This window comes from Geminocystis sp. NIES-3708 (assembly GCF_001548095.1).
Taxonomy (GTDB): domain Bacteria; phylum Cyanobacteriota; class Cyanobacteriia; order Cyanobacteriales; family Cyanobacteriaceae; genus Geminocystis.
Window position 1 is genome coordinate 3,613,861 of sequence record NZ_AP014815.1, and the last position, 12,170, is coordinate 3,626,030.

Annotated in this window: 8 protein-coding genes; 6 read left to right on the forward strand and 2 right to left on the reverse strand. The window is 31.8% G+C overall.

Annotation, left to right across the window (positions count from 1 at the left end):
- Positions 1-111 precede the first annotated feature (111 nt).
- The 3 genes from cobN to GM3708_RS15885 all read left to right on the forward strand — a co-directional run bounded on the left by cobN (position 112) and on the right by GM3708_RS15885 (position 4,909).
- Complete coding sequence (gene cobN, locus GM3708_RS15875) at positions 112-4,017, forward strand: cobaltochelatase subunit CobN (RefSeq protein ID WP_066348966.1); 3,906 nt, start codon at positions 112-114, stop codon at positions 4,015-4,017.
- Positions 4,018-4,145: 128 nt separating this feature from the next.
- Positions 4,146-4,565, forward strand: a complete 420-nt coding sequence (locus tag GM3708_RS15880) for a hypothetical protein (RefSeq protein WP_066348970.1) — start codon at positions 4,146-4,148, stop codon at positions 4,563-4,565.
- Between the two features lie 23 nt (positions 4,566-4,588).
- Positions 4,589-4,909, forward strand: coding sequence for a hypothetical protein (locus GM3708_RS15885; RefSeq protein WP_066348972.1), 321 nt, complete (start codon positions 4,589-4,591; stop codon positions 4,907-4,909).
- 56 nt (positions 4,910-4,965) lie between these two features.
- On the opposite strand, the gene pyk is transcribed toward GM3708_RS15885, so the two are convergent.
- Positions 4,966-6,378, reverse strand: coding sequence for a pyruvate kinase (gene pyk / locus GM3708_RS15890; protein ID WP_066348974.1), 1,413 nt, complete (start codon positions 6,376-6,378; stop codon positions 4,966-4,968).
- Between the two features lie 167 nt (positions 6,379-6,545).
- On the opposite strand from pyk, the gene der reads away from it, so the two are divergent.
- From der to pcrA, 3 genes are all read left to right on the forward strand, one after another.
- On the forward strand, positions 6,546-7,907 hold the full coding sequence (gene der, locus GM3708_RS15895) for a ribosome biogenesis GTPase Der (RefSeq protein WP_173645048.1): 1,362 nt from the start codon (positions 6,546-6,548) through the stop codon (positions 7,905-7,907).
- A gap of 68 nt (positions 7,908-7,975) precedes the next feature.
- Positions 7,976-8,449 (forward strand): TspO/MBR family protein, encoded by a 474-nt coding sequence (locus tag GM3708_RS15900; protein ID WP_066348977.1) that lies wholly within the window; start codon positions 7,976-7,978, stop codon positions 8,447-8,449.
- 200 nt (positions 8,450-8,649) lie between these two features.
- Positions 8,650-10,968 carry a DNA helicase PcrA gene (gene pcrA, locus GM3708_RS15905; RefSeq protein ID WP_066348979.1) on the forward strand — a complete coding sequence of 773 codons (2,319 nt, stop codon included), beginning with the start codon at positions 8,650-8,652 and terminating at the stop codon, positions 10,966-10,968.
- Positions 10,969-11,014: 46 nt separating this feature from the next.
- Here pcrA and GM3708_RS15910 read toward each other — a convergent pair whose 3' ends face one another.
- Positions 11,015-12,154, reverse strand: coding sequence for a citrate synthase (locus GM3708_RS15910; protein WP_066348981.1), 1,140 nt, complete (start codon positions 12,152-12,154; stop codon positions 11,015-11,017).
- Between the last annotated feature and the right edge of the window lie 16 nt (positions 12,155-12,170).

Here is a 12,170-nt window from a genome sequence, read left to right on the forward strand (position 1 = left end):
TAACATTAACATGACGGTATGATGGTGATTCATTGATTAAATGATGTTAAACACTGCAATTATGGATATAGTACCAAAAGAACAAATTAAAACCAATAATTAATTATCTGAATGCACAGAATACCAACAATACCCGGTGGATGGAATCCTGAATCTGAAGGGGTGATTATTATTCAACAAAATCCTGCACCTATTATCTTTTTAACCAGTGCAGACACCGATATTCAAAGCATTGCCGCCAGTGTCGAAATTTTACCTAAAGATTTTCCTGATATTCGAGTTGTTAATTTACTGCAATTACAACAAGAATTAACGATTGATACTTATGCAGAAGAAATTTTATCACAAGCAAAAGTGATTATTTTACGGTTGTTAGGAGGAAGAAGTTATTGGAGTTATGGCTTAGAAGTTTGTAAAGAAATAGTCAGCCAAAATAACGCTCATTTAATCATTTTACCCGGAGATGATCGCCCTGATTTTGAATTAATTAATCATTCTAATATTTCCTTATCTAAAGTTAATCAATTTTGGCAATATTTAATAGAAGGAGGAGTAGAAAATTTTGTTAACGCTTTTAAGTTTATCAGTGACAATTTTTTTGATACTAAATTTAATTTTAATTCACCCCAATCAATTCCTCGTTTAGGTCTTTATAAAAAAACTTTGACATCTTTTACTCAAAATAATAATACAGGGTGGTCAATGCACACAAATGAAAGAGAAAAAAAAGACATAATTAATCAAAATATTGACACCGCTATTATATTTTATCGATCACATTATTTATCAGGTAATCTTAAACCCATTGACGCATTATCTAAAAGTTTAGAAAAACAAAATTTAACGAGTATTTCTATATATGTATCTTCTCTTCAAGAAATAGATATTCAAGAAGAATTAATTAAACTTTTACAACAATATCAAGTAAAATTAATTCTTAATACTACTAGCTTTTCTGTGGCAAAAATTGGCAATGAAACTAACGCTAAAATTTGGCAAACTTTAGATATTCCAGTTTTACAAGTTGTTTTAAGTGGCAGTACTCAAGAATATTGGGAAGATAATCTTCAAGGCTTATCACCGAGAGATGTTGCCATGAATATTGCTTTACCTGAAGTTGATGGAAGAATAATAACTCGTGCAATTTCTTTTAAATCAGTTGCAACTTGGCATCCTCAATTGGAAACGGATATTATTGAATATAAACCCTTAATAAATCGAGTAGAATATATTGCTAAATTAGCAGAAAAATGGGCAAAATTAAGTAAATTAAAAAACTCAGAAAAAAAAGTTGCTTTGATTTTAGCTAACTATCCTAATAAAGATGGAAGAATAGCTAATGGTGTTGGTTTAGATACTCCTGCTAGTTGTATTAACATCTTAAAGGCTTTACAAAACAAAGGTTATCAAGTTAATAATATTCCAGCTAACGGTGACGAGTTAATCTTTAAGTTAATTGAAGGGGTAACTAATGATTTAGAAATGCAATCTAACCGAAAAATTAATCAATATTTATCTTTAGAAGAATATCAAAATTATTTTCTCACTTTACCCTTAGAAGTTCAACAAGAAATTATTAATAGATGGGGTGATATTAGTCAATTATCAGATAAGTTTAACTCCCATTATAATAATAGAGTTTGGGAAGAATCATTTATCCCCATTTCTGGTGTACAATTAGGTAATATTTTTATTGGTATTCAACCATCAAGAGGTTATGATTTAGATCCTAGTTTAAACTATCATGCACCTGATTTAGAACCCACTCATCATTATTTAGCTTTTTATTATTGGGTGAGAGAAATTTTTAAAACAGATGCTATTATTCATGTAGGAAAACATGGTAATTTAGAATGGTTGCCGGGTAAAAGTTTAGTTTTATCAGAAAATTGTTACCCCGAAATAACTTTAGATACTTTACCTAATTTTTATCCTTTTATTGTAAATGATCCGGGAGAAGGTTCACAAGCAAAAAGAAGAGCAAATGCAGTAATAATTGATCATTTAACTCCACCTTTAACTCGTGCTGAATTATATAAAGAGTTGCTTGATTTGGAAGTTTTAATTGATGAATATTATCAAGCACAAAGTCTTAATCCTAGTCGTTTAAAAGTTATTAGTGATCGCATATTAAAATTAATAAAAGAAACTAACTTCAACGAAGATTTAGGGATAAAAGATATAGATAAAAATAGTTTTTCGGAATTTTTAACTACTGCTGATGGTTATTTATGTGAATTAAAAGATGCTCAAATTAGAGATGGTTTACATATTTTTGGAGAATGCCCTGACGGAAGACAATTACGAGATTTAATTATTGCGATTGCCCGTTTTAGTAATTATAATAACTTAGGATTAATTGAGGGTATCAAACAAGATTTAAGAAATAATTTAACTGAATTAGTAATAAATAATAAAGAAAATAAGCCATTATTTAAAATTAAAGATAAATTAGAAGATAAAGAAAGTAAAGAATATATCGAAAATCTTGCTTGTCAATTAATTGATACTCTCATTCAAGGAAAAAATATCACAAATTTGTTTTTACAGAACATAGAATCAATAATTAATCAGAAGGATAATAAATCTTGGATAGCTCAATTATTAGATAAAAAAATTTATCAAAAAATTAGCTTAGGAAAACATACAGAAAAATCTCTTAATTGGATAACTAATAACTTACTACCAAATTTAAGGAAAACTGATCAAGAAATAACTAATTTAATGAGAGGATTAGAAGGTAAATTTATTTCTAGTGGCTCATCAGGAGCTCCCTCCAGAGGCAGGGCTGATGTTTTACCGACAGGGCGTAATTTTTATTCGGTAGATATTCGAGCAATACCTAGTGAAACGGCTTGGGATGTAGGTGCAAAGGCTGCCGAAGCTGTTATTGAACGATATACCCAAGAAAATGGTGAATATCCTCGAACTTTGGCAATTTCTGTTTGGGGTACTTCCACCATGCGCACAGGAGGCGATGACATTGCTCAAATTATGGCATTAATGGGAATAAAACCCGTCTGGGATGGTGCTACTCGTAGGGTTGTTGATTATGAAATCATACCTATTTCAGTGTTAGGACGACCTCGTATAGATATAACGATAAGAGTTTCGGGTTTTTTTCGTGACGGATTTTCTAACATACTGGAATTATTATATAAAGCGATCGTACATTTGTCAACTCTGACGGGAGAAAAAGAAAATAATCCCCTTGCTTTACAAGTAGAAAAAGAGACAAAATATTGGCTTGATCAAGGATTAGAAAATAATCAAGCAAAAGACAGAGCAAGTTATCGATTATTTGGTTCAAAACCCGGAGCTTATGGTGCAGGTTTACAAGGTTTAATAGAGTCACAAAATTGGGAAAATGACGGTGATTTAGCAAAAGCTTATTTAAACTGGAGTAGTTATGCTTATCAGGGTAGCCATGGAGTTTCAATGCCTGAAGTTTTTGAGCAAAGATTGAAGGAATTACAAATAGTTTTACATAATCAAGATAACCGAGAACATGATTTATTAGACTCTGATGATTATTATCAATTTCAAGGAGGATTAACTGCGGCAGTCAGACATTTAAAAGGAGAAAATCCTGTTACTTATTTTGGAGATAATTCTCAACCTAATAACCCAAAAGTTAGGGAGTTAAAAGAAGAAATTGCCAGAGTTTATCGTAGTCGAGTTATTAACCCTAAATGGATAGACGGAGTTATGCGTCATGGTTATAAAGGAGCATTTGAAATGAGTGCAACTGTTGACTATTTATTCGCCTATTCAGCTACCACGAAAACCGTACCTAATTTTATGTTTGAAGGAGTAGCTAAAAGTTATTTATTCGATGAAAAAATACAACAATTTATTCAAGAAAAAAACCCTTGGGCATTAAGAGATATTGCAGAAAGATTAATCGAAGCATCTCAACGAAATTTATGGCAAAATGTAAGTCAGGAAATGTTAGATAAATTAAGGAGTATCGCTCATGAGTCCGAGGAAAAAATCGAAGGATTGAATATAATTTAATATACTAAAAATTCTTGTTCAATTTTAATATTAAACTAATGAAGATAAGCAAGTGCTAACAGATATTAGAAAAGGAAAATATTAAGCCTATAACAAGAATTGATGTTAACTTTTATTGATTAGTAATTATGAAAAAAATAGATAAGTGCATTAAGTGGCAAATTTTCTTGAAAATTTTACCCTTGACGGGGTTATTTTTGTTGAGTAAATATGAAATACATTTAGTAAATATAGAGATTTGGTCTTTTGATCTTTTAGGGGCTTTTTTATTAGGAGCAACGACTTTTTTAATTGCTTTTGCTCTTAATAATACTATTGCTGATTATCGTTATAGTGAAAGTTTGCCCTTAGAAGTTAGTAATATTTTAGAGAGTATTAACGATACTAATTTATTGGTGGCAATTCTTCATTCTGAATATAATTCTCAACCTTTAAAAAATGCTTTGATTATTTTTGGCAAGGAATTATTAGAGGCTTTAGAAACAAATATGCCCCTTGAATCAGTTATTAATAATATTAATTTTTTGAATCATTTTTTGCTGATTTAGCTAAATATATCAATGAAACCTTAATGAGTAGTTTACAATCAGAACAAAATAAATTACGTTTTCTTATTAGACAAATTCAACGCATGAGAGATATAAATTTTATCGAACCTGCCTATGCCATTTTACAAATTATTATTATTGATGCATCAGTATTTATTCTCTTAATAAAGTCTAATTATTTTCTTCAAAATTTAGTTATTTCTGGACTAATTTTTTCAGTTTTGATATATTTATTAGTGTTAATTTCTGATTTAGATAACCCTTTTCAATATGATAATAAATCTAGTGCTGATGTTGATCTTAGTAGAGATCGAAAGAACTTTAAAACGTTTAGAATCTTTTGATTTTTAGGTATGAAGTCGTTAAATCTAATTTCACTTGTCTTGTCGTTTGTTAATTATTAATTAATTCTGTGTATTTTCAAAAAATTAGTACCTTGACTTTTACCTGTGGGAATCCCTGCCATGATTAAAATTTCATCTCCTGATTTACCTAATTTTTTTTGTTTAATAACCCTTTCTGCTTGTGCCACCAACTCTTCAAAATTAGCTGGATCATTAGGGATTAGAATAGGTTTTACACCCCAAATTAAATTTAAACGATGATAGACTTTTTCATTAATTGTTAAAGCTAAAACTGGTGCTTTTGGACGTTCTCCTGCCGCTATCATGGAAGTATAACCACTACTGGTAAAAGTGACAATGAATTTTAAAGACAAAGTTTTATCAATAATATTTAATGCTTCGCTTAAAGCATTAGTAGCATCATCATAATAAGGTGGATTGTTGACAAAATTAAGTTGTGGTTCAACAATGGTAGCAATTTTAGCCATCATCTCCACTGCTTTAATGGGGTAATCTCCCACTGCTGATTCTCCTGATAACATTACTGCATCCGTGCCATCAAAAATCGCATTGGCTACGTCACTAGCTTCAGCACGAGTAGGACGAGGATTGCGAATCATACTATCTAACATTTGTGTTGCTGTAATCACAGGGATAGATTTTTGATTGCATAAAGAAATGATTTGTTTTTGCAAAAGGGGTACTTTTTCGGCACTCATTTCTACTCCCAAATCTCCCCTCGCTACCATAATTCCATCACACTGGTTGATAATGTCTTCTAAATTATCGATGGCTTGAGGTTTTTCAATTTTAGCAATAACTGGCGTATCTTGAGCATTATTTTCAGCTAAAAAACTTTTTAAGGTAATAACATCTTGAGCTTTTCTGACAAAACTTAGAGAAACCCAGTCAATTCCCTGAGATAAGCCAAATTTTAAATCTTTTTTATCTTTTTCTGTCATGGAAGGTAATCGCAAATTTAAGCTAGGCAAGTTAACTCCTTTACGATTTTTGAGGATGCCTCCTTCTATTACCTCACACAATACTCCTTGATTTTCAATCTTCACAACTTTAAACTCTAATAAACCATCATCAAGTAGAATTTGTGCACCAATGTGTGCTTCTTCTGCTAAATAGGGATAATCGATGGTGATCGTATTTTCAGAATCAGGTATTATGTTATCGGGTACTAACTTTAATTTTTGTCCTTGTCTTACATCAATTTGCCCATCGGGTAAGTTATCAACTCTAATTTTTGGTCCTTGTAAATCTTGAAGTAATGTAATAGTAGTATCTAATTCTTCTGACACAGAACGCAATACAGAAATGATGTGAGCGTGTTCTTCGTAAGTTCCATGAGAAAAATTTAACCTCGCCACACTCATTCCTTTTTTTACCATCTCTCTAATAATTTCAGAAGAATTACTAGCAGGTCCAATGGTTGCGACAATTTTAGTATGATGCTTCATAATAATAAACTCGGATTGTTAGATATACGATAATCAAAGGATAATATTTTTTCCCCCAAATTAAGATTAAGAAGCAATTAAAAATTTTTAGCAATTTTAATCCTTATGATCAATTGATTTATTCTTGTAAATAAGATATAATGGTAAGGCTATGTTCAATTCTAAAAATCATGCTTCCTATCGTTGCCATAATAGGCCGTCCCAATGTCGGTAAATCTGCTCTCGTTAATCGTTTATCAGGAGAACAAGATGCTATCGTATATGATGAACCAGGTATAACACGAGATCGTACTTATCGACCAGCATTTTGGCAAGACAGAGAGTTTCAAATCGTCGATACAGGAGGATTAATCTTTGATGATGATACTGAATTTTTGCCTTTTATTCGTGAACAAGCACAAGCCGCATTAGAAGAAGCTGTAGCAGCTATCTTTGTAGTCGATGGACAACAAGGATTAACTGCAGGAGATGAAGAAATTGCAGCATGGTTGCGCACTCAAAATATCCCCATTGTATTAGCTGTTAATAAATGTGAATCAGAAAAACAAGGATTAGTTCAAGCCGCAGAGTTTTGGAATTTAGGCTTAGGTGAGCCATATCCTCTTTCAGCCATTCATGGTAATGGTACAGCAGAACTGTTAGAAGATTTGATTCAATACTTGCCCAGTATGGACGAAATAGAAGAAGTTGAAGAGATTAAAGTAGCAATTATCGGACGACCAAATGTCGGTAAATCAAGTCTTTTAAATGCCTTAACAGGGGAAAATCGTTCCATTGTTAGCCCTGTTTCTGGTACAACTCGTGATGCCATTGATATGGTAGTAGAAAGAAATGGAAAAACCTATCGTCTCATTGATACTGCTGGAATTAGACGGAAAAAAAATGTTGATTATGGGGCAGAATTTTTCGGTATCAATAGGGCATTCAAAGCCATAAAACGAGCAGATGTTGTACTATTTGTAATCGATGTTTTAGACGGTGTTACCGAACAAGATTTAAAATTAGCCGGTAGAATTATCGAAGAAGGACGAGCTGCTGTTATCATTGCGAATAAATGGGATGCAGTAGAAAAAGATTCCCATACCATCTATGAATATCAAAAAATGCTCGATGATCGCTTATTTTTTATGGAATGGGCAGAAAGAATTTTTGTGTCAGCGATGTCAGGTAAAAGAGTTGAAAATATTTTAGAATTAGTCGATAATGCCGCAGAAGGACATAAAAAACGAGTTAGTACTGCTGTAATAAATGAAGTTATAGAAGAAGCTGTTAAATGGCATTCTCCACCAACCACAAGGCAGGGGAAACAAGGAAGAATTTACTATGGCACTCAAGTAACGAGTAAACCTCCCACCATTGCTTTATTTGTGAATGATCCTAAACGATTAGATAATAATTATCGTCGCTATATTGAAAAACAATTTCGTCAACAATTAGGTTTCAAAGGTACACCCTTAAAATTACTTTGGCGTGGTAAACGTCTGCGAGAAGGTGAAAATATGGGAGCAAATCGTGCTACGAAAGTTTAATCAGAAATTAATTAGATTAAAATGGGATTGTGAGCAATGCTCACTCTACATCTTAATAGTGAATTGACATGATTCCTTCTTGGTTAGTGATTGGTGGAATAGGATTTTTAATTAGTTTATTGATTAATCGTATTCCCCCTGATGATTTAAGGTGGTTTTTTCGGTTACGTCGCCCAAATTGGCTTACTTTTGAGTTTGCTATCCCTTTTATTTGGATTTTTATTTTTGTTTGTCTAATTTTATCTGCAAGTATAACTTGGGATACAGATACTAATCTGATGAAAAAAATAATTCTAATGATATTTTATCTCAGTTTAGAAATTGTAATTTTAGCTTACACTAGAGTAATGTGTGCCATGCGTAGCTTAATGATTGGCACGTTAATTGGAGGGGGAGGGTTTTTAATAGGTTTAGGGTTGGCAATTTTAGTCTTTTTTACTAATAAATCAGCATTATATTTATTAATACCTTATCTTTTATGGAGTCCTATTGGTACTTATGTTACTTGGGCAATGATACCTTTAAATCGTGATTCTATTTAATACTATTAAAAAATAATAGTTAATAAAATAATTTTAATCTTAACAATAAAGATGGAATAAATCACTTTTATGAAGCAAAAAAAAGATACAAAAATAATTTTTAACCTTAAATAATAATAATGATAAGTAAATATTAGGCTTACAAAAAGCATCTGTGTTAAAATAGATTAAATCATGTCCATTTAAAATGTCTTCAGCGAATGAACTCTAATCTCGATTTTCTTAATCATCTTAACCTGTGTCAACGTCAATCCGTAGAACATTTTTGCGGACCTTTATTAGTTGTAGCTGGTGCTGGATCGGGAAAAACTAGAGCTTTAACTTATCGTATCGCTAATTTAATTCTAACCCATAAAGTTGCTCCAGAAAATATTTTAGCCGTGACTTTTACTAACAAAGCGGCACGGGAGATGAAAGAAAGAATTGAATTAATTTTCGCTCAAAGAATTGCCGAAGAAAAACATGGGCAAAGATGGGATTTATTATCTGAATTAGAGCAAAAACAAATAAAATCTAAAGTTTATCGCAACACAATTAAACCTCTTTGGGTAGGAACTTTTCATAGTTTATGTGCTAAAATTTTGCGTTTTGATATAAATAAATATCAGGATGATAAAGGAAGAGTTTGGCAAAGAAATTTTACAATTTTAGATGAGTCTGATGTTCAAAGTCTAGTCAAACAAATTGTCACAAAAAAGCTCAATCTTGATGATAAAAAATTTGAACCTAGAAAAATGCGTTATAGCATTAGTAATATTAAAAATTTAGGTTTGTCTCCTCAACAATATGCTCAACAAAATCAAGATTATAAAGGTAGAGTTATTGCAGAAATTTATGAAGAATATCAAAGTCAATTAGCGGCAAATAATGCTTTAGATTTTGATGATTTATTATTAATACCTGTGCGCATCTTTCAACAAAATGAATCAGTTTTGGGTTATTGGCATCAACAATTTAAACATATTTTAGTTGATGAATATCAAGACACAAATCAAATTCAATATGAGTTAATTCGACTATTATCTACTAATAATGAAACGAATAAAAAAGAATGGAATTGGCAAAATAGATCTGTTTTTGTAGTAGGTGATGCAGATCAATCTATTTACTCTTTTCGTATGGCAGATTTTACTATTTTGTTGAATTTTCAAGAAGACTTTGGAGATAATTTACCCGATGAAAAAACTCAAACAATGGTTAAGTTAGAAGAAAATTATCGCTCCAGAGAAAATATTTTACAAGTAGCAAATCATTTAATTGAAAAAAATACCCAACGCATTGATAAAGTATTAAAAGCAACCCGTGGTGAAGGAGAAACTATTTATACTTATCGAGCAGATAATGAAAGAGAGGAAGCTAGTTTTGTTTGTCGAAAAATTTTGCAATTAGTACAAGAAAATCCTGAATTAAATTGGGGTGATTTTGCTATTTTATATCGTATAAATGCTCAATCTCGTGCTTTTGAAGATGAATTGATTAATAAAAATATTCCTTATAGTATTGTGGGTGGTTTAAAATTCTATGAAAGAAAAGAAATTAAAGACGCTTTAGCTTATTTACGTTTAATTACTAATCCTGCTGATACTGTTAGTCTCTTACGCATTATTAATACTCCTCGTCGAGGAATTGGGAAAACAACTATTGATAATTTATTAACTGCTTCTCAAGAATTAAATATTCCTTTATGGGAAATTATTAGTGATGAAACTTCTGTTAATACTATTGCTGGAAAAGCCTCAAAAAAAGTTAATCAATTTGCTCAAATTATCAATGATTGTCAAGCCAAAATACAAGAAACACCTGCGGTGGAAATTTTAAATCAAATACTTAATAATTCTGGTTATTTAGAAGATTTAAAACAACAAGGTACAGATGAAGCGGAAGGAAGGACAGAAAACTTAAATGAATTATTAAACGCTATGCTTCAATTTCAAGAGGATAATGAAGATTCTAGCTTAGAAGGTTTTTTGAGTAGTGCCGCTTTAGCCTCAGATTTAGATAATCTTCAAGAAGGAGAAAAGACAGTATCTTTGATGACTTTACATTCTGCTAAAGGATTAGAATTTCCTGTAGTTTTTTTGGTGGGTTTTGAACAAGGTTTATTACCCCATAATCGTAGTTTACGTGATCCTATGGATTTAGAGGAAGAAAGACGCTTGTGTTACGTAGGGATAACAAGGGCAAAAGAACAATTATTCATCACCTACGCCAGAGAAAGATATTCATGGGGAAATGTAGATTATTGCACACCTTCTCAGTTTTTAGAAGAATTACCCCAAGATTTAATCACCAGTAATTTACGCTCTCGTCAATCGATTTCTCAAAAAGCTAAAGAAGAATCAGAAACCCCCTCTCAATCTCATGATTGGAAAGAAGGAGATCAAATACATCATCCCACTTTTGGCACTGGAATCGTTACTCATTTATTAGGGTTAGGAAAAAAGAATACTTTAGTTGTTCAATTTGAGGTAGGAAGAAAAATAATTAATCCTAATCATACAAAATTAGAAAAAATTTAGGCTTTTGTGGTTATTGATTTGATTGTTAACTGTTAATTGTTAATTGTTAAGATCTTTCTTCTATGGGGATATAAATTTGATCATGTTCTCCTATATACACTTGAGTAGGACGGAAAATACGATTAACGGCTAATTGTTCTTTCCAATGGGCTAACCAACCAGCTACACGAGAAATGGCAAACATGGGAGTGAATAAATCAGTTTTAATACCTAATTTACGGTAAACCAATCCAGAATAAAAATCGACATTAGCGTAAATACCCTTATGTCCTAATTTTTCAGCCACGACTTTTTCTACTTCTAAAGCAATGTCATAATAATCATCATGACCTGTTAATTCAAATAATCGTTCAGCTAACTGTTGTAATATCCTTGCCCTAGGATCTTTTACTTTATAAACCCGATGACCAAAACCCATAATTTTCTGTTTATTTTCGATACATTTTTCAATATAAGGGCGAACATTTTCGATCGAACCAATTTCTTCTAGCATCGATAAAACTTCTTCATTTGCACCACCATGTAAAGGACCTGCTAATGTTCCCACAGCAGAAGCTACCACAGCATAAGGATCTGTGAGGGTAGAAGCTGTTACCATCGCTGAAAAAGTTGAAGCATTCATTGTATGTTCAGCATGAAGCATTAAACAAACATCAAAGATTCTAGCTTCTAAAGGTTCAGGTTCTTTTTCTGTAAGCATATACAAAAAGTTAGCGGAATAATTCAAATTATCATTAGGTTTAACAGGATCATTTCCGTTACGCATTTGAGCAAAAGCCGCTACCATTGTGGGAATTTTTGCTAATAAACGCACCACCGCATCTCTAATATACTCTTCTTTGGCTAAAGCCCGACGAGAATAAAATAAGCCTAAGGCCGCCGCCGAAGTTTGTAAAGCATCCATGGGATGACCACTTTCGGGAAAACACTTCATCATGTCTCGAATATGATATTTAATACGCCGATGATCATTAATTTCTTGCTGAAAAATACATAATTCTTCTTTAGTGGGTAATTTACCCCAAATTAGTAAATAAGCGGTTTCGATAAAAGTACTTTTTTGGGCTAATTCTTCAATATTAATGCCTCTATATTCTAAAATACCGTTCTTACCATCCACAAAACTAATACTAGATTGTGCTACGGGAATGCCTTCTAAACCAGGTTGATATTCACAACTTGTCATCTTTATCTATACCTCT

What these genes read in the sequence shown, in the direction of transcription:
- cobN (WP_066348966.1), top strand. Translation starts at nt 112, where the DNA reads ATGCACAGAATACCAACAATACCCGGTGGATGGAATCCTGAATCTGAA.
- GM3708_RS15880 (WP_066348970.1), top strand. Translation starts at nt 4,146, where the DNA reads ATGAAAAAAATAGATAAGTGCATTAAGTGGCAAATTTTCTTGAAAATT.
- GM3708_RS15885 (WP_066348972.1), top strand. Translation starts at nt 4,589, where the DNA reads ATGAGTAGTTTACAATCAGAACAAAATAAATTACGTTTTCTTATTAGA.
- pyk (WP_066348974.1), bottom strand. Translation starts at nt 6,378, where the DNA reads ATGAAGCATCATACTAAAATTGTCGCAACCATTGGACCTGCTAGTAAT.
- GM3708_RS15900 (WP_066348977.1), top strand. Translation starts at nt 7,976, where the DNA reads ATGATTCCTTCTTGGTTAGTGATTGGTGGAATAGGATTTTTAATTAGT.
- pcrA (WP_066348979.1), top strand. Translation starts at nt 8,650, where the DNA reads ATGAACTCTAATCTCGATTTTCTTAATCATCTTAACCTGTGTCAACGT.
- GM3708_RS15910 (WP_066348981.1), bottom strand. Translation starts at nt 12,154, where the DNA reads ATGACAAGTTGTGAATATCAACCTGGTTTAGAAGGCATTCCCGTAGCA.